Genomic DNA, 17,514 nt, shown 5'->3' with positions numbered 1-17,514 from the left:
GGTGGAGGCGGTGTCGTGGTCGCAGTCCGGGATGTCGTGCGGGACGTGGTGGCGGAGGTCGCCCCCGAGGAGCTGCCACTGGTGGACGGGCTGGCGTCGTACGACGACGGGACCGTCGTGCGCCGGCTCAGCCGCACCGGGCCACGGCGCGAGCCGCTCGGCTTCGGCTGGGGCGAGGTCGTCGGGCTGGCCACCCCGGTGGTGTGGCTGGTGCTCGACCAGGTGGCGCAGCGGCTCGCGGACGCGGCGGTGGACGGCACGGCCAAGGGGGCCAGGGGGCTGCTGCGCAGGCTCGTACGCCGCCGCCGGCCGCCCGCGACCCTCCCGACGCTGACCGCGGAGCAGCTCGCCGAGCTGCGCCGGGATCTACTGGACCTGTCCATCCGGAGGGGGCTGGACGCGCAGATCGCCGCCGAGCTCGCCGACACGGTCGTCCGCAGGCTGGGTCCGGGCTCCGGCGACAGCCCCGGCGAGCCGACCCCGGCGAGCTGACCGTGGCGGGCGGGTCGTCACGGGTCGACGAGCGGGCGCTGGGCGCGGGCACGACCGCGAGGTTCACGCTGCTGGTCGCCCTGCTGGTCGCCACCAGCAGCGTGATGCTGCTCTACATCGCCCTCGCCCTGACCGCCACCGACGGCTTGAGCTGCACCTTGGCGGCCGGGGCCGACCCGGGCACCGACCCGGCGGCCAACGTGATGGCCAGGCGCAGCCTGCAGTGGGAGGCGTACGCCGCGTGCAGCGAGCGCTACGCCCCGCCCCCGTCCGGGTGGTGGCTGGTCGGCTGGTGGGCGCTGCTGGCCGCGTGCACGGCCGCGCTGTTCTGGGCGCTGCCCGCCTGGAAGGCCCGCCGCGGCCGGGTGGTGGTGCCGCTGGCCGCCGTCGACCGGGACGGCGAGATCGGGCGTACGGTGGCCGAGTTGTCCGCGACCGCCGGCCTCGCCCGCCCGCCGCGCGTGGTGGTCGACCCCGCCGCGGCCTCGGCCGGGGCGGTGGTGTTCGGCCGGACCGGGCGGGCGACGGTGTGCCTGCACGGCGGTCTGGTCGTCGCGCGGACGACAGACCCGGGGTGGTTCCGGGCGGCGCTGCTGCACGAGCTCGCCCACATCGCCAACCGGGACGTGACGATCACCTACCTCACCGTGGCCCTGTGGCGGGTCTACGCCGCCGTGGCCGTTCCCCCGTTCCTGCTGTGGGGCGCGTGGAGGTTCAGCACGGCGTCCGGGGCGAGGCTGTGGTCCGCCGACGCTCCCATCGTCACCCGCGGCCTGCTGGTCACCGGCCTGCTCGCGGTGCTGGTGTACCTTGCCCGGTCCGACGTGCTGCGCAGCCGCGAGGTCTACGCCGACCTGGCCGCCGTGCGCTGGGGCGCGGACCCGGAGGGTGCCAGCACGGCGGGTTCCCGTTGGCCGGGTCGTCGGTGACCGGGAAGATGCCGGCCTTGAACACGGTGGAGGTGTCGGCCGAGTTCCCCTTCGGGTCGACGATGATCTCCACGCTGTCGGTGACCTGGACGAACACCTTCAGCGCGTCCTCGGTCCAGGCGATCCGGCCCGTCGCCGAGCCGTCCTGCGGCGTGGTGGCCGCCCCCTCCCAGATCCGGGACACGTCCAGCTCCTCACCCGGATACTCGCCGCGTCCGGATCTCGGCGTCCAGCGCCCGTACGTGCGCCCCGGCGACGTCGGCCACGCTCGCCTGGCGGTCCAGGATCCGGCGGGCGGCGTCCAGCCCGATGCCGAGGTCCCGCAGGGTCCGCAGCAGGTCGAGCCGGGCCACCGCCGCCGCGTCGTACAGCCGGTAGCCGCCGGAGGTACGCGTGGTCGGCGGCAGCAGGCCGAGATCGGACCAGAAGCGGATGGTGCGTACGGTCAGGCCGGTCCGCCGGGCGAGTTGCCCGATGGCGTACAGCTCGGTGCGGTCGGTCACCCGCCCAGCGTGCACCCTCCAGCCGCTGGAGACTCAAGCCGCCGCCGCGCGGCGGCGGGGTCGGCCCTGGCGGGGTCAGCCGTCGGTGGGGCGGTGGGCGCGCAGCATGAGGGACACGCCGGGCAGCGACCGCACCGGCAGGTACCGCTCGGCGGTGATGACGGCCCGCAGGCCCAGGTTGAGCACGGGATGCGGGTCGTCCAGGTCGCTGCCGGTGGACCTGCGCCGCCGCCAGGCCGCCGCCGGCCGCAGCAGCACGTTCCAGCTCCACAGCTCGTCGACCACCAGCCCGGGCTTCTCCACGACGGCGCGCAGCGACGCGCGGTCGTACCGCCGGACGTGGCCGACGGCCTCGTCGTGCGCGGACCACAGCGCCATGTCGGCGGGTACGGCGATCAGCGCGGCGCCCCCGGGGCGCAGGGTCCGGCGGATCTCGGCGGCGGCCAGGTGGTCCTCGTCGAAGTGTTCCAGGATGTCGAACGCCACCACCAGGCCGAGGCTCGCCGAGGGCAGCGGCAGGTGCCGGGCGTCGGCCTGGACGACGTCGAGCCCGCGCTCCCGCGCCACCGCGGCGCCCTCCGGCGTGTACTCCAGCGCCACCGGACGCCAGCCGTGCGCGCGCAGCACCCGCGTGTTGCCGCCGCCGGCCGCGCCGACGTCGAGCGCCCGCCCGGGGCGGTGGCCGGCGGCGGCCAGCCGGCGCAGCGCCCGGGCCAGCAGGACGCGCCGCTCCCGGTACCACCAGTGGCGGTCCTCCAGGGCGGCGAGCTTGCGGACTTCCGTCGCTTCCACGTCGTGCTCCTCGCGGTTCTCGGCGGCCCTCACCCTAGTCGGGCGCCGCCCCGTCCGCTCGCCTTGCCGCGAGGTTCCGGACGGGCCGGCCGAGGAAACGTGCGACCCGGGCCTGGCGAGGTGAGCATGGCCGGTTCCGGGGCGCGGCGGGCGAGTGCGGGGGCACCTGGACGCGGCCCCTCTGGAGCTGCCCCGTCTGTGCGCCCAACAGAACCCGCCCCCACCCGCCGCCCCCGCCCCGCCCCCACCCCCCACCCCCCGCCTCGCACCCGCCCCCGCGCGTCTCCGCCCCCCGCCCCCCACCGCCCCGCCCCCTCGCACTGCCGACGCAGGAATGATCATGGAGTTGGCGGGGCTTTCGGAGATCGACACGACCGTCAACTCCATGATCAACCTGACCGGGTTCGGCGTGGGGGGAGGGGTGTGGGGGAGGGGGGTGGGTTGGCGGGTCCGTGTGCGGGTGCCCCGTTCGTGCGGGCAGCTCCACAGGGCTCGGAGAGGGCCGTGGGTCGCGGCAGGGCCCGTTCCCTATTGCTCCCTATCGGGTCTAGGATGGGGAACGATGGGGAATGAAATGTACTCGGTCGAGCAGGTGGCCGAGGTGCTCGGACTGCACGTGCGTACCGTGCGGGGCTACATCCGGGCCGGCCGGCTCAGGGCCGTACGGATCGGCAAGCAGTACCGGATCGCCCGCGCCGACCTGGACGCCCTGACGGGGCGGGCGGCGCAGCCGGCCCCGGTTCGGTCCGCGGCCGTCGCGCCGGTGGAGGTGTCGAGCATCGTGCAGGTCGACGGCGTCGACCGGCGCGCAGCCGACCGGCTGGCCACGCTCGTCCTGGCCGCGGCGCACACCGGCGCCGAGCCCGCCCGGCCGCTGCGCGTGCAGACCGTCCACGACGAGGAGCGGAGCCGGATGAAGATCGTGATACTCGGTGGCGCCGCCGCCACCGCCGAGATGCTGCACCTGGTGGAGGCCGTCCTGGACGGCGGCAACGGCCTGCTCGACCAGGAGAGCGCGACGGATCGACCCCTGCGTCCGGCGTCGACATGGGAGGCCGGGGATGCCTGACGTGGTGCGGGAACGGGCCGGGGCGCGGGTGCTGGAGTGCGACCCGGACGGCCCGCCGGTGGCCACCGTGCAGGACGCGCTGGACCTGATCGGTGCGGCGTTCCTCGGCGCCGAGGTGGTGGCTGTGCCGGCGGGCCGGCTCGACGGCCACTTCTTCGACCTGGGCACCCGGTTCGCCGGTGAGGTCATGCAGAAGTTCGTCAACTACCGGCTGCGCCTGGCGATCATCGGCGACATCTCCCGGCACCTCGCGACGAGTCCCGCCCTGCGAGCCCTCGTCCACGAGTCCAACCGGGCCGACCACGTCTGGTTCCTGCCCGACCTGGACGCGCTCGACGCCCGCCTGCGCGCCGTCGCCTGACGGCGGGGGTGCCCTCGATCCCGCCGCGGGACCGGAGCACCCCTCCGTGGCCGGGTCGTCAGGCTCGCGTGAAGACGAGCGCCACGTTGTGCCCGCCGAAGCCGAACGCGTTGTTCAGCGCGGCGGGGATCTCCATGTGGCGCGCCTTGTGGGCGGCCACCTCCAGGTCGAGGCCGTCGTCCGGGTCGTCCAGGTTGATCGTCGGGGGGACGACCCCGTCGCGGATGGCCAGGATGGTGGCGATCGACTCCAGCGCGCCGGCCGCGCCGAGCAGGTGGCCGGTCATCGACTTGGTGGCGGCGAGCACCGGGTGGTCGCCGAGCGCGGCGCGCAGCGCGCCGATCTCGAGCATGTCGCCGACCGGGGTCGAGGTGGCGTGGGCGTTGACGTGCACGATGTCCTGCTTGGCCACGCCCGCGTCGGCGATGGCCCGGCGGATCGCCCGGATCGCGCCCTCGCCCTCCGCGTGCGGCTGCACCATGTCGTACGCGTCGGAGGTGACCCCGGCCCCGGCGAGCCGCGCGTACACCCGGGCGCCCCGGGCGGCGGCATGCTCGGCCCGCTCCAGCACCACGATGCCCGCGCCCTCGCCGAGCACGAACCCGTCCCGGCCCTTGTCCCAGGGGCGGGACGCCCGCTCGGGCTCGTCGTTGCGGGTGGACATGGCCCGCATCGAGGCGAACCCGGCCATCGGCAGCGGGTGGATGACCGCCTCGGTGCCGCCGGCCACCACCACGTCGGCCCGACCGGCGCGGATGATGTCCAGGCCCAGCGCGATCGCCTCGGCGCCGGTGGCGCAGGCGCTGGCCACCGAGTGCACGCCGGCCTTCGCGCCCACCTCCAGCCCCACCCACGCGGCGGGACCGTTCGGCATCAGCATCGGCACGGTGTGCGGGGAGACCCGGCGGGGGCCGGACGCCTCCAGGATGTCGTCCTGCGCGAGCAGGGTGGTGGCCCCGCCGATGCCGGAGCCGACGCTGACCGCCAGCCGCTCCGGGTCCAGCCCGGAATCGGCCAGGCCGGCGTCGGCCCAGGCCTGCTGCGCCGCGACGAGCGCGATGGCCTGGGAACGGTCGAGCCGGCGCAGCTTGACCCGGTCCAGCACCTCGGACGGCTCGACGGCGAGCTGCGCCGCGATCCGGACCGGGAGCTGCGCGGCCCACTCCTGGGTGAGCGGACCCACCCCGGAGCGGCCGGCGAGCATGGCGTCCCAGGTCGACGCGACGTCCCCGCCCAGCGGGGTCGTCGCGCCGAGCCCGGTGACGACGACGTCGGAGCGACTCATGATCAGGACTGCGCCTCGATGTAGCTGACGGCGTCCCCGACGGTCTTCAGGTTCTGCACCTCGTTGTCCGGGATCTTGACGCCGAACTTCTCCTCGGCCGCGACCACGACCTCCACCATGGAGAGCGAGTCGACGTCCAGGTCATCGGTGAAGGACTTCCCCTCGGCCACGTCGTCCGGGTTCACCCCGGCAACCTCTTCGAGGATCTCGGCGAGGCCGGCGGTGATCTCGTCACGGGTCATTGCGGTTGGGTTCCTCTCAATGGGGTTGGTCACCGGGCGGCACAGGGCCCGCCCGGTGCGCACGGCACGGTGGGAGCCGGACGTCAGGGGCAGCGGACGACCTGACCGGCGTAGGTCAGGCCGCCGCCGAAACCGAAGAGCAGCACCGGGGCGCCCGAGGGCACCTCCCGCCGCTCGACGAGCTTGGACAGCGCCAGCGGCACGCTCGCCGCCGAGGTGTTGCCGGACTCGACGATGTCCTTCGCGATGATCGCGTCGGGGATGCCGAGCCGCTTGGCGATGCCGTCGATGATCCGGGCGTTGGCCTGGTGCGGCACGAACGCGGCCAGCTCGGACGGAGCGACCCCGGCCCGCTCGCACGCCTGCAGGGCCAGCGGGGCCAGCTCGGTGGTGGCCCAGCGGAAGACCGCCTGCCCCTCCTGCTTGATGTACGGGCGCCAGCCCTCGATGCGTACCGCGTCGCTCTTCTCGGGCACCGAGCCCCACACCACCGGGCCGACCCCGGCCGGCTCGCCCTCCGCGGTGGCGGTGAGCACCGCGGCGCCGGCGCCGTCCGCGAAGATGATGCAGGTGGAGCGGTCGGTCCAGTCGGTGAAGTCGGACAGCTTCTCCGCGCCGATGACAATCGCGTTGCGCGACGCCCCGGCCCGGATGGCGTGGTCGACGGTGCCCAGCGCGTACGCGAAGCCCGAGCACGCGGTGTTGATGTCGAACGCCCCCGGCGCGGTGATCCCGAGTTTGGCGGCGACCCGGCAGGCGACGTTCGGGCTGCGGTCGATCGAGGAACAGGTGGCGACCACGACCAGGTCGATGTCGGCGGCGGTGAGGCCGGAACCGGCCAGCGCCTTGCCGGCGGCGGCCGCGGCCATGTCGGCGACGGTCTCGTCCCCGGCGATCCGGCGGGTGACGATGCCGACCCGGTCCCGGATCCACTCGTCGTTGGTGTCCACGAGCTGGGCGATCTCGTCGTTGGTGACGATCCGCGACGGCTGGTAGTGCCCCAGCGCGACGATACGACTTCCTGTCATGACTGCTGACCCCCGATCCGGGCGAGTGGTTGGCCCGGCGCGACCGGGTCGTCGTGGTGGGCCAGCCACTCGGTGAGCAGGCCGCTGTCGTGCGCGGTCACCTCGACCGGCCCCTGCCGGGTGGCGACGTGCCCGATCACCTGCCCGGTCCGCAGCGCCGCACCCTCGGCCAGCCCGTCGAGGGGCGCGAAGGTGCCCGCCGAGGGGGCGACCACGACCCGGAACCGGAGGGTCGGCTCGTGGCTCGGCGCCGTTCCGTGCCGGGCGATCAGGTCCCGTGCGGCGGGCAGGTCGTCCGGCGTGTTCAGGGTGACGATCTCGGGGACACCGGACTCCTTGAGATCCCGCTTGACCAGGCCGGCGAGCGTGCCGGCGGGCGGGAGCTCGATCACCCCGGTGACCCCGAGGTCGGCGAGCGCCCGCATGCACAGGTCCCAGCGCACCGGCGCGGTGACCTGGCGGACCAGGCGCTGCACCATCTCCCGGCCGTGGCTGACGGCGGTGCCGTCGAGGTTGGACAGCAGGATCCGGGCCGGATCGGCCGGGGTGATCCCGGCGGCCACCTCGGCCAGCGCGGCCTCGGCCGGACCCATGTACGGGGTGTGGAACGCGCCGGCCACCTTCAGCCGGACCACCCGGGCCTTCGCCGGCGGCTCGGCGGCGAGCTTGTCCAGCCCGGCGACGGAGCCGGCGGCGACGATCTGCCCGGCGCCGTTGCGGTTGGCCGGGTGCAGACCCTGCGCGTCGAGGGAGGCGAGCACCTCGTCGGTGTCCCCGCCCAGCACGGCCGCCATGCCCGTCGCCTCCAGCGCGCAGGCGGACGCCATCTCCCGGCCGCGGACCCCGGCGAGCGTGATCGCGGTCTCGGCGGGGAAGACCCCGGCCAGCGCGGCCGCGGCCAGCTCGCCGACGCTGTGCCCGGCGGCGAGCGCCACGTCGTGCATCGGCAGGTGCTCGGCGGCGAGCAGGGCCGCGGCCACCAGCAGCGGCTGGGTGCGCGCGGTGTCCTTGATCTCGTCCGCATCGGCCTTGCTGCCCAGGTGCACCAGGTCGACCCCGGCCAGCGCCGACCACCAACGCAGCCGCGCCTCGGTGCCGGTCACGTCGAGCCACGGTGTCAGGAAGCCGGGTTTCTGGGAACCCTGTCCGGGAGAGAGTAGGGCGATCACGCTTATGACTCTCCCGGATACTCGGCAGTCACGTGTGTGCCGAGCGCCACCAAACCGCACTAGCACCTTTGTGGGGTTCCCACAAAAATCGGCGGCGATCGTCACCTATCTGTGGCGTTCTGCCGGCCGGTGGGGCCCATTGTCTGGGTCGGGACCACCGTTACCACCGGGTCCAGACGGCCGACCGTCAGCGCCACCTGCAGGGCGAACGCGTCCCGGGGCGCCAGCGGCGAGAAACCGGTGACCTCCGCGATCCGCCGCAGCCGGTAGCGCACCGTGTTGGGATGTACGAACAGGGCGCGGGCCGCGCTCTCCAGCGTCCCGCCGGCGGCGAAGAAGGCGTCCAGGGTCTCCAGCAGCTCCCCGCCGGCGCGGACCAGCGTGGCGTACACGTCGTGGCGCAGCCGGCGGCGGGCCTCGGCGTCCCCGGCGAGGGCCCGCTCCGGCAGCAGCTCGCCGGCCGGCACCGGACACGGCGCGGCCGGCCAGGCCGGGGCGGCCCGGAACCCGGCCAGCGCGGCGCGGGCGGAGTCGGTCGCCTCGTCCAGGCTCGGCACCGCCGGACCCACCACCACCGGCCCCTCCCCGAACGCGGGCAGCAGCTTCCCGGTCGCGGCCATCGGGTCCGCCGCGCCGCCGAGCACGATCACCAGCCGGTCGCCGTGCACGCCGCCGATCACCTCGACGCCGATCCGCCGGGCCAGCCGGTAGACCGTGTGCAGCACGGCGGCCACCTCGCCGCCGGGGGAGCGGCCCACCGCGACCGCCACCGGCGGGGCGTCCGACCAGCCCAGCGCCGCGGCGCGGCTGGCCAGCACGTCCGGGGAGTCCCCGCGCAGCAGCGCGTCGACCAGCAGGGCCTGCAACCGGGCGTCCCAGGAGCCGCGGGACTCGGCCGCCCGGGCGTACACCCGGGCGGCGGCGAACGCGATCTCCCGGGAGAAGCGCAGCACCGCCTCCCGCAGCTGCTGCTCCTCGCCCTCGGCGGCCAGCGTCCCGACCTGCTCCTCGACCACCTCGATGGTGACCTTGATCAGGGCCACCGTCTGTTGGAGGCTGATCGAGCGGGCCAGCGCCTGCGGTGCGGTGGCGAAGACCTCGTCGGAGACCTCCTGCGTGCTGTCGGCCGTCCCGCCGCCGTCGCGCAGCCACTGCACCAGCGACCGGGCACCCGCCTGGGCCACCAGCATGACCCAGGAACGCTGGTCCGCCGGGAGCGCCCGGAACCAGGGCAGGGTCTCGTCCATCCGGGCCACGCTGGCGGTGGCCAGCGCCCCCGCCGCCCGCTCGATCCGGCGCAGCGTGGCCGACAGTTCCCCGCCCTCCGGCTCGCTTCCCACCCGTACAGCCTGGCAGAAGGGAAGGGCCCCCTGTTAACGGCCCCGGTAGCGGAAGGGACCCGTCCCACCTGTTGGTGCCTACCCGGGCAGGCCGCGCCGGCCCACCCCCGCCAGCGATCTGCGCAGCGGCGCGCCGTCCGTGTGCAGGAAACAGAGCACGCCCGAGTCGCCGACGCCCCAGTCCTCGTCGCTGGGCAGCAGGAAGTACACGTACGTCTGGTCCCCCAGATCCTCAGTCGGCACGCCCACGTAGTCGGCGGCGACTCCGAAGCACCCGTCGATCAGGTCCTCCTCGGAGGGCGAGGTGCCGGCCGCCAGGGCGTCGCTCCACCAGACCCCGACGAACTCGGTGCTGTGCGGGCCCGTGCAGGCGGCCGGCGGCATGGTCTGGAGCCTGTCGTCCGGGCCGAAGGTCGGGCTGTTGTAGCAGCCGTGGTGGAACGGCGACGGCGCGCGCAGCGCGCCCGCCAGGCTGTTGGCGCGCGGCGAGGGCTCCAGCACGTCCAGCGCCAACAGTTCGACGACGTCGCAGCGGAACCAGCGTTCGTCCGCCGCCCACCCCTTCGCGGTGGGCAGCACCACCCGCAGCGACAGCCGGGACGTCTGCCACACGTCGCCGACGAACTCGTTCAACGCCGTGCTGCACGACGCGTACGCCCGCCGGCCTGCCTCGGATCCCGGCGCGGGCGGCTCGCTCAGAGCGGCGTCGGCCCCGGCGAAGCGTCCCACGTGGAAGGTCTCCGCCTCGTGCCGCTCCTGGCACCCGACCGGCCGGTAGCCGTCCCCGCTGGCGTTGTCGCCAGGACGAGGTGACAGGCGCCGGCCTGCGGAACGAACCCGGACGGGCGGTTGCCGCCCGGCAGCAGGGCGCACCCGGCCAGGGCGACGGCCAGCGCCACGGCCAGCGGCAGAACACTTCTGGTGCGCACCGGTCCTCCAGCCGTCGATCTTCGCGCGGCGGGAGCATACGGCAGCGAACCGCTCGGCGCGGCCCCGATGCCCGCCGCCGGGAGTACGCGGATCTCAGCGTGCCCGCCGCCGGGAGTACGCGGATCTCAGCGTGCCCGCCGGGGCCCGGGCCCACGCGGGCGGCATGCTGGGCGCCAGGGGGAAGGCCCTCCCGCGCAACCCGCGGGACTGACGAGGGGTACGCCCCGCGCGGGTCGGCCGGGGCCAGTACGGTGACAGGGCGCGCGGGCCGGCCGGCCCGCGCGTGTCGCGAGTGTGAGGAGACGGGGGATGGCGCACGGGGAGGCCGAGCACGGCTGCGCCCAGGGAGAGTGCTGTCGTCCGGGCCACCACGAGCCGCCGGCGGCGGCCAAGCACCACCGCCGGGCCGCCGGCCCGGCCCACCTGCCGGAGCCGGTCCCGACCTGGGGCGACGACGACCTGCCGGTACCCCGCCAGCGCACCCCCGAGTCGCCCGTCGGCGGCGAGCTGGCGCGGGCCGGTTCCTGCCTCAGCGAGCTGCCCGGCTGGGCCGGTGCCCACCGGCACGGCCCGGTCCGTCCCCGGCACCGCGCCATCCGCCGGGAGCGCCCGCCGCGCCGCTGGTGCTGACCCCGCGCCCTCGGCTGGCTGTTGACCCCGCGCGCTCGGCCGGCTGTTGACCCCGCGCGCTCGGCCGGCTGTTGACCCCGCGCCCCCGGCCCGCTGCTGACCTCGCGCGCTCGGCCGGCTGTTGACCCCGCGCCCTCGGCTCAGCGGGTGCGACGGCGGATCAGCAGCGCGATTCCCGCCAGCCCCATGGTGATCAGCACCATCACGCCGACGTTGAGCAGCAGCAGCCGCTGCAGCTCGCCGACGGCCTCGCCGAGGTCCTTGCCCGGGTCCAGCGACTCGTCCGGCAGCACCCGCTCGCCGCCGCCGACGCCGCCGGTGACGGTATCGAGCTGCCGCTCCAGGGGCACGCCGGCCGTCCGCAGGGTCTCGGACATGTTGAGCCGCCCGAGGAACCAGCCGGCCTTGGCCCGGTAGGCGGGGTCGGGCTGCTTCGCCGGCCGGTACACCCGGGGCCCGCCCACGGCCAGCGGGTAGAGGTCGTACGTCTGGGTCGGGGTCTCCCCGGCGAGCACCACGACCGTGTACTTCGGCCCCAGGTCGTCCGGCTTCGGCCCGATGGCGGCACCGGCCCGGCTCAGCCAGTTCACCTGGTCGATCACGGCGACGACCTCGGTGGGCTGGGTGGCGGTGCGTAGCCGCAGCGGCTCGGCCAGCTGGTGGCCGGTGATGTCGACCCCCGCCGGGGGCTTGGGCGCGGCCTGCGCCGGGCCGGCCCAGGACACTCCCAGCGCCATCAGCGCGCCCGCGGCCGCCAAGACCAGCCGCCTCACCAGTCGGACCATCGCCGCCTCCTCGCCCCGTCGATCTGGATGGCTTCGCTGCAGGTCACGCGTTGGTTGGCCGACGGCGGTGACCGTGCCCCGCCAGGACAGCGGGGACACTTCACCTCAAAGACTGCGCAGAACGTCGATCGGTTGCAGCTGCTGGATCGGGAATTGGAACTATTTGCGATCCCGGCCCGACTAATGACCAGCCGTTCATCAGCGGGCGGATAGTACCTTTACGGAGGGGTTCATGGGGGGGCAGCGTCCCACCCGCGGTGCAGACCGTGTCAACCGTTCTCGGCGTGGCGCTCGGGGCGTCACTGGCGCTACCGGCGACGCCGGCGGCGGCCCACAACTCGCTGACCGGCAGCGATCCGAAGGACGGCGCACGGATCGCCGTCGTGCCCGAGAAGATCGAACTCCGGTTCCTGGCGAAGCCGGACCCGAATACGACGAAGATCACAGTCACCGGACCGGACAACGTGCCCGCCCTTGCCGGCGCCGCGCCAGCAGCCGCGATCTTGCACTTTGTGCCCCCGGGAATGGGGGAGTTGCCCTATTTGTCGGAGCCGAAAGTGCAAGATCGCCGAAAGGGGAGGGTGCCGGGGCGGGCGCCAGGTCAGGGGAGGCGGACGCGGGCGGCGCGGAGGCGGGTCAGGGTGCGCTCGCGGCCGAGGACCTCCAGGGACTCGAACAGCGGCAGGCCGACCGTACGGCCGGTGACCGCGACCCGGACCGGGGCCTGGGCCTTGCCGAGCCTGAGCCCGCGCTCGGCGCCGACCGCCTCCAGCGCCGCCTTCAGCGACTCCGCGTCCCACGGCTGGAGCGCCTCGAACGCCGCGATCGCCGCGTCGAGCAGCTCGGCCGCGCCCTCCTTCATCGCCTTGGCCCACGCCGCCTCGTCGATCAGCGGCGAGGCCAGGAAGAGGAAGTCGACGTTCGCGACGATCTCGCTGAGCACCGCGATCCGCGTCTGGGCCAGCGGGGCGACCGCGGCGAACGCCTCGGCGTCGAACTCCTCCGGCTGCCAGGGCGGCGGCGCGATCGTCTCGGTGCCGGTGAGCCACGGCCGGCAGGCCGCGACGAACTCCTCCAGCGGCAGGGCCCGGATGTACTCGCCGTTGAACGCGCGCAGCTTCTTCTCGTCGAAGAACGCGGGGGAGGGGTTGACCTCCTCCAGCCGGAACTCCTCCTCGATCACCGACCAGGGCACGATCTCCCGGTCGCCCGACGGCGCCCAGCCGAGCAGCATCAGGTAGTTGCGCATCGCGTCGGCGAGGTAGCCCTCGTCCCGGTACGCCTCCAGGGCGACCTTGTCCCGCCGCTTGGACAGCTTCTGCCGCTTCTCGTTGACCACCACCGGCACGTGCGCCCAGACCGGCGGCTTGACCCCGAGGGCGTCCCAGAGCAGCTGCTGCTTCGGCGTGTTGGGCAGGTGTTCCTCGGCCCGGATCACGTGGGTGATCCCCATGGTCATGTCGTCGACGACGTTCGCCAGCAGGAACACCGCGGACCCGTCGCCCCGGGCGATGACGAAGTCCTCGATCAGTTTGTTCTCGAACGTCGGCTCGCCGCGGATCAGGTCGACCACCACGGTCTCGCCCTCGTCGGGCGTACGGAAGCGCAGCGCCCGGCCCTCGCCCGGCGGCAGGCCCCGGTCGCGGCAGAAGCCGTCGTAGCCGGTGTACTGGGAACCGGTGCGGGCCTGCACGGCCTCGCGGGTGCAGTCGCAGTAGTACGCCCGGCCCGCCTCGTGCAGCCGCTGGGCGGCGGCGCGGTGCTCGGCCGCGTACGACGACTGGAAGTGCGGGCCCTCGTAGCTGCCCCGGGCGATGCCGATCCACTCCAGCGCGGAGAGAATGCCCTCGGTCCACTCGGGCTTGTTGCGCGCCGCGTCGGTGTCCTCGATGCGGAGCACGAACACCCCGCCCTGCTGCTTGGCGTAGATCCAGTTCTGCAGGGCCGAGCGGGCGCCGCCGACGTGGAACATACCGGTCGGGGAGGGGGCGAAGCGTACACGTACCGTCACGTCCCCCAGCCTACGGCGGCAGGCCAGTGGGTTCCGCCAGGGGTGCGTGCCCGGGCGGCGCCATAGGCCGTCGGCGGTCGTCGCGCAAGGTCGATCGGCGTGTCTTTTCCGGTCCCGTCCTAGTACGTCCGTTTTTGCGCATAGAGTGCTGAATATCGCGGATGTCCTCAGTGGGGGAAGAACAGAGATGATCCTCGTGGAACGCAGTGCGCACGTGGCGGCGCCGGTGGAAGCGGTCTGGGACGTCGTGCAGCGGGCCGAGCAGTTGCCGGCCTGGCTGGCGGGGGTCCGCGCGGCCGAGGTGCTCTCGGGTGAGGGCTTCGGCCGGCGGCAGCTGGTCCAGGCCGGGCGCGGCGCGGCGCACGAGGCCGAAGTGATCGCCTACCAGGAGCCGACCCTGATCGGCTGGCGGGAGCGTGCCAGGGGCGCCGGTGCCCGGGCCGAGGCCCGCACCGAGATCTACGTCCAGCTCACGCCGGACGACGAGGAGGAGGGCGGGACCATCGTGCGGCTCATCGTCGTACGCTGGCCGGCCGGCCCGGTCAAGGCCGCCCTGCTCCGGCTCGGGCTCCGCCGGGTCGGCGCCGACCTGGAGGAATCGCTGGCCCGGCTGACCGACCTGGCCGCCGTCGGCTGAGGCGGGCCGGTCCCGGCGTCACCCGCGACGGAGATGGTCCGGCGCCCCCGCCAGGGGTGCCGGACCATCGCCGTTTCCCGGTGAGGCGACCGTTTCCCGGTGCGGCGACGAAGGGCCTGACCGAGACGAGGAAGGGCCCGGCGCGGTTTGAGCACCGCGCCGGGCCCCGCCGTCGTACGGCCTAGCTGTCGCCGCCGGTCTCGCCGACCGGGGCCGCGTTGACGTCGTCGATCGCGTACTTCTTCGCCGCCTCGGCCGGGACGGTGGCCGGCACCGCGCCGCGCAGCGCGAGCTGCTGCAGCGTCGCGACCGCGACCGACTCGGCGTCGACGCGGAAGTGCCGCCGCAGCGCGTGCCGGGTGTCGGACAGGCCGAACCCGTCCGTGCCGAGCGAGGTGTAGTCACCCGGTACCCAACGGGCGATCAGGTCCGGTACGGCGCGCATCCAGTCGCTGACCGCGACCTTCGGGCCCTCCGCGTCGGCCAGCTTCCGGGCCACGTACGGCACCCGCTGCTCGGTGCCCGGGTTGAGCAGGTTGTGCTCCTCGCACTCCACCGCGTCCCGGCGCAGCTCCGTCCAGGAGGTCACCGACCAGACGTCGGCGGCCACCCCCCAGTCCTGGGCCAGCAGCTGCTGCGCCCGCAGCGCCCACTGCATGCCCGTGCCGGAGGCCAGGATGTTGGCCCGCGGCGCGTTCCCCTCGACCTGCGGCGCCGGGGCGTAGCGGTAGATGCCCTTGAGCAGCCCCTCGACGTCCACATCGGCAGGCTCGGCCGGATGGTGGATCGGCTCGTTGTAGATGGTGAGGTAGTAGAAGACGTTCTCCTGCTTCTCGCCGTACATCCGGTGCAGGCCGTTCTCCACGATGTGCGCCAGCTCGAACGCGAACGCCGCGTCGTAGGCGACCACCGCCGGGTTCGTGGCGGCGAGCAGCAGCGAGTGGCCGTCCTCGTGCTGCAGGCCCTCGCCGTTGAGCGTGGTCCGTCCCGCCGTCGCGCCCAGCACGAAGCCCCGGGCCATCTGGTCGGCCGCGGCCCAGAAGCCGTCGCCGGTGCGCTGGAAGCCGAACATCGAGTAGAAGATGTACAGCGGGATCATCGGCTCGCCGTGGGTGGCGTACGAGGTGCCCGCGGCGGTGAACGAGGCGACCGAGCCGGCCTCGTTGATGCCCTCGTGCAGGATCTGCCCGGTCGTCGCCTCCTTGTACGACAGGAACAGGTCCCGGTCCACCGACGTGTACCGCTGTCCGTGCGGCGAGTAGATCTTCTGCGTCGGGAACAGCGAGTCCATGCCGAAGGTGCGGGCCTCGTCCGGGATGATCGGCACCCAGCGCTTGCCGAACTCCTTGTCCTTCATGATGTCCTTGAGCAGGCGGACGAAGGCCATGGTCGTGGCGATCTTCTGCTTGCCCGAGCCGCGCTTGACGTCCGAGAACCGCTCGGTGGCCGGAATGGCCAGCGCCTTCTGCTCGGTCCGCCGCGTCGGCAGGTACCCGCCGAGCTGCTGGCGGCGCTCCTTCAGGTACGCGATCTCCTCGGACTTCTCGCCCGGGTGGTAGTACGGCGGGAGGTACGGGTTCTCCTCCAGCACCTTGTCCGGGATGTCCAGGTAGAGCCGGTCGCGGAAGAGCTTCAGGTCCTCCAGCGTCAGCTTCTTCATCTGGTGCGTGGCGTTGCGGGCCTCGAAATGCGAGCCGAGCGTCCAGCCCTTGATCGTCTTGGCCAGGATCACCGTGGGCTGACCCGTGTGCTCCATCGCCGCCTTGTACGCCGCGTAGAGCTTGCGGTAGTCGTGGCCGCCCCGCTTGAGGTTCCAGATCTCGTCGTCGCTCAGGTGCTCGACCATCTTGCGCGTGCGCGGGTCGCGGCCGAAGAAGTGCTCCCGGACGTACGCCCCGGACTCCGCCTTGTAGGTCTGGTAGTCGCCGTCCGGCGTGGTGTTCATGAGGTTCACCAGCGCGCCGTCGGTGTCGGCGGCCAGCAGCGGGTCCCACTCGCGGCCCCAGACCACCTTGATGACGTTCCAGCCGGCGCCCCGGAAGAACGCCTCCAGCTCCTGCATGACCTTGCCGTTGCCCCGGACCGGGCCGTCGAGCCGCTGGAGGTTGCAGTTGATCACGAAGGTGAGGTTGTCCAGCTCCTCGCGGGCGGCAATGCCGATTCCGCCGAGCGACTCGACCTCGTCCATCTCGCCGTCGCCCAGGAACGCCCAGACGTGCTGCTGGGAGGTGTCCTTGATGCCCCGGTGGTGCAGGTACCGGTTGAACCGCGCCTGGTAGATGGCGTTGAGCGGGCCGAGGCCCATGGAGACGGTGGGGAACTCCCAGAAGTCCGGCATCAGCCGCGGGTGCGGGTACGACGGCAGCCCGCCGCCCGGGTGGGACAGCTCCTGCCGGAACCCGTCGAGCAGGTCCTCACTCAGCCGGCCCTCGAGGAACGCGCGGGCGTACATCCCGGGGGAGGCGTGCCCCTGGTAGAAGATGTGGTCGCCGCCGCCCGGGTGGTTCTTGCCGCGGAAGAAGTGGTTGAAACCGACCTCGTAGAGCGACGCGGAGCTGGCGAAGGTCGAGATGTGGCCGCCGACGCCGATCTCGGGACGCTGCGCCCGGTGCACCAGCATCGCCGCGTTCCACCGGATGTACGCCCGCAGCCGCCGCTCGACGTGCTCGTCACCCGGGAACCACGGCTCGCGCTCCGGCGGGATGGTGTTGATGTAGTCGGTGGTGGTCAGCGACGGCACCCCGACCTGGCGCTCGCGGGCCCGCTCCAGCAGGCGCAGCATGACGTAGCGGGCGCGCTTGGTTCCGCGCTCGTCGATGACACCGTCGAGTGACTCGACCCATTCGCTGGTCTCTTCAGGGTCGATGTCCGGAAGCTGGCTCGGCAGACCAGCGGTGATCACCGGGCGCTTGCGTTCCGTAGCCACAGGCGTTCCCTCGGTTCTGTGTGGGATAGGTCTCTAGCGCCATCCTGCCCCCTCGCGGCGGCCCCCGTCACGTCTGGCTCCCCCAGACGCGACGTCGAACACAGGTACCCACCAGTAACTTTGCGTCGACCCGTCGACCCGTCGACCCTTCGGCTCTGTCGGCCCCGTCGGCCGGTTGGGCGGTCGGCCGGTTGGGCGCGGTTGGTCGGGCGCGGTCGGCCTGGGCGGTCGGCCGGTTGGGCGCGGTCGGTCGGGCGCGGTGGGTCGGGCGTGGTCGGTCGGGCGTGGTCGGTCGGGCGCGGTCGGCCGGTTGGGCGCGGTCGGTCGGGCGCGGTGGATCGGGCGCGGTCGGTCGGGCGCGGTCGGCCGGTTGGGCGCGGTCGGC

The 17,514-nt window shown here is 73.7% G+C and carries 17 protein-coding genes and 1 pseudogene; 7 read left to right on the top strand and 11 right to left on the bottom strand.

The window, feature by feature from the left end:
* The first annotated feature begins 15 nt into the window (after positions 1–15).
* Positions 16–492 carry a hypothetical protein gene (locus ACGFIZ_RS16600; protein WP_393420047.1) on the top strand — a complete coding sequence of 159 codons (477 nt, stop codon included), beginning with the start codon at positions 16–18 and terminating at the stop codon, positions 490–492.
* Positions 493–494: 2 nt separating this feature from the next.
* Entirely contained in the window at positions 495–1,421 is a 927-nt protein-coding gene (locus ACGFIZ_RS16595; RefSeq protein ID WP_393420045.1) for a M48 family metallopeptidase, read from the top strand.
* Between the two features lie 194 nt (positions 1,422–1,615).
* Here the strand turns inward: ACGFIZ_RS16595 and ACGFIZ_RS16590 are convergent, their stop codons facing one another.
* Both ACGFIZ_RS16590 and ACGFIZ_RS16585 read right to left on the bottom strand, forming a co-directional pair.
* Positions 1,616–1,924 carry a MerR family transcriptional regulator gene (locus ACGFIZ_RS16590; RefSeq protein WP_393420044.1) on the bottom strand — a complete coding sequence of 103 codons (309 nt, stop codon included), beginning with the start codon at positions 1,922–1,924 and terminating at the stop codon, positions 1,616–1,618.
* Positions 1,925–1,999: 75 nt separating this feature from the next.
* Complete coding sequence (locus ACGFIZ_RS16585) at positions 2,000–2,716, bottom strand: class I SAM-dependent methyltransferase (RefSeq protein ID WP_393420043.1); 717 nt, start codon at positions 2,714–2,716, stop codon at positions 2,000–2,002.
* Between the two features lie 562 nt (positions 2,717–3,278).
* Between ACGFIZ_RS16585 and ACGFIZ_RS16580 the strand changes: the two genes are divergently transcribed.
* Both ACGFIZ_RS16580 and ACGFIZ_RS16575 read left to right on the top strand, forming a co-directional pair.
* Positions 3,279–3,785, top strand: coding sequence for a helix-turn-helix domain-containing protein (locus ACGFIZ_RS16580; RefSeq protein ID WP_393420041.1), 507 nt, complete (start codon positions 3,279–3,281; stop codon positions 3,783–3,785).
* On the top strand, positions 3,778–4,146 hold the full coding sequence (locus ACGFIZ_RS16575; protein ID WP_393420039.1) for a DUF4180 domain-containing protein: 369 nt from the start codon (positions 3,778–3,780) through the stop codon (positions 4,144–4,146). Before ACGFIZ_RS16580 ends, ACGFIZ_RS16575 begins: the two co-directional genes overlap by 8 nt.
* Positions 4,147–4,204: 58 nt before the next feature.
* Here the strand turns inward: ACGFIZ_RS16575 and fabF are convergent, their stop codons facing one another.
* From fabF to ACGFIZ_RS16545, 6 genes are all read right to left on the bottom strand, one after another.
* Positions 4,205–5,431, bottom strand: a complete 1,227-nt coding sequence (gene fabF / locus ACGFIZ_RS16570) for a beta-ketoacyl-ACP synthase II (RefSeq protein WP_347666064.1) — start codon at positions 5,429–5,431, stop codon at positions 4,205–4,207.
* Between the two features lie 2 nt (positions 5,432–5,433).
* Complete coding sequence (locus ACGFIZ_RS16565; RefSeq protein WP_007072348.1) at positions 5,434–5,673, bottom strand: acyl carrier protein; 240 nt, start codon at positions 5,671–5,673, stop codon at positions 5,434–5,436.
* An 83-nt stretch (positions 5,674–5,756) separates the two neighbouring features.
* The gene (locus ACGFIZ_RS16560; protein ID WP_393420036.1) at positions 5,757–6,701 is read right to left on the bottom strand and encodes a beta-ketoacyl-ACP synthase III; all 945 of its coding nucleotides are present in this window, start codon (positions 6,699–6,701) and stop codon (positions 5,757–5,759) included.
* The gene (locus ACGFIZ_RS16555; protein WP_393420034.1) at positions 6,698–7,870 is read right to left on the bottom strand and encodes an acyltransferase domain-containing protein; all 1,173 of its coding nucleotides are present in this window, start codon (positions 7,868–7,870) and stop codon (positions 6,698–6,700) included. Before ACGFIZ_RS16555 ends, ACGFIZ_RS16560 begins: the two co-directional genes overlap by 4 nt.
* Positions 7,871–7,971: 101 nt before the next feature.
* A complete protein-coding gene (locus tag ACGFIZ_RS16550; protein WP_393420033.1) occupies positions 7,972–9,210 on the bottom strand; it encodes a PucR family transcriptional regulator in 1,239 nt (412 codons plus the stop codon).
* Between the two features lie 78 nt (positions 9,211–9,288).
* A complete protein-coding gene (locus ACGFIZ_RS16545) occupies positions 9,289–10,083 on the bottom strand; it encodes a septum formation family protein (RefSeq protein ID WP_393420032.1) in 795 nt (264 codons plus the stop codon).
* Positions 10,084–10,449: 366 nt separating this feature from the next.
* Here ACGFIZ_RS16545 and ACGFIZ_RS16540 point away from each other — a divergent pair, with 366 nt between their 5' ends.
* Positions 10,450–10,770, top strand: coding sequence for a hypothetical protein (locus ACGFIZ_RS16540; RefSeq protein ID WP_393420031.1), 321 nt, complete (start codon positions 10,450–10,452; stop codon positions 10,768–10,770).
* Positions 10,771–10,910: 140 nt separating this feature from the next.
* Here ACGFIZ_RS16540 and ACGFIZ_RS16535 read toward each other — a convergent pair whose 3' ends face one another.
* The gene (locus ACGFIZ_RS16535; protein ID WP_393420030.1) at positions 10,911–11,555 is read right to left on the bottom strand and encodes a hypothetical protein; all 645 of its coding nucleotides are present in this window, start codon (positions 11,553–11,555) and stop codon (positions 10,911–10,913) included.
* Between the two features lie 257 nt (positions 11,556–11,812).
* Between ACGFIZ_RS16535 and ACGFIZ_RS16530 the strand changes: the two are divergent.
* A pseudogene (locus ACGFIZ_RS16530) lies at positions 11,813–12,013 on the top strand (copper resistance protein CopC); the annotation flags it as partial.
* Positions 12,014–12,156: 143 nt separating this feature from the next.
* Here ACGFIZ_RS16530 and gltX read toward each other — a convergent pair.
* Entirely contained in the window at positions 12,157–13,566 is a 1,410-nt protein-coding gene (gltX, locus tag ACGFIZ_RS16525) for a glutamate--tRNA ligase (protein WP_393420028.1), read from the bottom strand.
* Between the two features lie 187 nt (positions 13,567–13,753).
* Here gltX and ACGFIZ_RS16520 point away from each other — a divergent pair, with 187 nt between their 5' ends.
* Complete coding sequence (locus ACGFIZ_RS16520) at positions 13,754–14,203, top strand: SRPBCC family protein (protein WP_393420027.1); 450 nt, start codon at positions 13,754–13,756, stop codon at positions 14,201–14,203.
* Positions 14,204–14,384: 181 nt separating this feature from the next.
* Here the strand turns inward: ACGFIZ_RS16520 and aceE are convergent, their stop codons facing one another.
* The gene (aceE, locus tag ACGFIZ_RS16515; protein ID WP_393420025.1) at positions 14,385–17,129 is read right to left on the bottom strand and encodes a pyruvate dehydrogenase (acetyl-transferring), homodimeric type; all 2,745 of its coding nucleotides are present in this window, start codon (positions 17,127–17,129) and stop codon (positions 14,385–14,387) included.
* Positions 17,130–17,514 lie beyond the last annotated feature (385 nt).

It is taken from the genome of Micromonospora sp. NPDC048830, assembly GCF_043198215.1.
Lineage (GTDB): Bacteria > Actinomycetota > Actinomycetes > Mycobacteriales > Micromonosporaceae > Micromonospora.
The sequence above is the reverse complement of the archived record's forward strand: the minus strand, read 5'-3'. Positions and strand labels throughout refer to the sequence as shown.

Bases quoted from the DNA above. Each gene is read 5' to 3' on its own strand.
- ACGFIZ_RS16580 (WP_393420041.1), top strand. From the start codon at position 3,279: ATGGGGAATGAAATGTACTCGGTCGAGCAGGTGGCCGAGGTGCTCGGA.
- ACGFIZ_RS16575 (WP_393420039.1), top strand. From the start codon at position 3,778: ATGCCTGACGTGGTGCGGGAACGGGCCGGGGCGCGGGTGCTGGAGTGC.
- fabF (WP_347666064.1), bottom strand. From the start codon at position 5,431: ATGAGTCGCTCCGACGTCGTCGTCACCGGGCTCGGCGCGACGACCCCG.
- ACGFIZ_RS16565 (WP_007072348.1), bottom strand. From the start codon at position 5,673: ATGACCCGTGACGAGATCACCGCCGGCCTCGCCGAGATCCTCGAAGAG.
- ACGFIZ_RS16560 (WP_393420036.1), bottom strand. From the start codon at position 6,701: ATGACAGGAAGTCGTATCGTCGCGCTGGGGCACTACCAGCCGTCGCGG.
- ACGFIZ_RS16540 (WP_393420031.1), top strand. From the start codon at position 10,450: ATGGCGCACGGGGAGGCCGAGCACGGCTGCGCCCAGGGAGAGTGCTGT.
- ACGFIZ_RS16535 (WP_393420030.1), bottom strand. From the start codon at position 11,555: ATGGTCCGACTGGTGAGGCGGCTGGTCTTGGCGGCCGCGGGCGCGCTG.
- ACGFIZ_RS16520 (WP_393420027.1), top strand. From the start codon at position 13,754: ATGATCCTCGTGGAACGCAGTGCGCACGTGGCGGCGCCGGTGGAAGCG.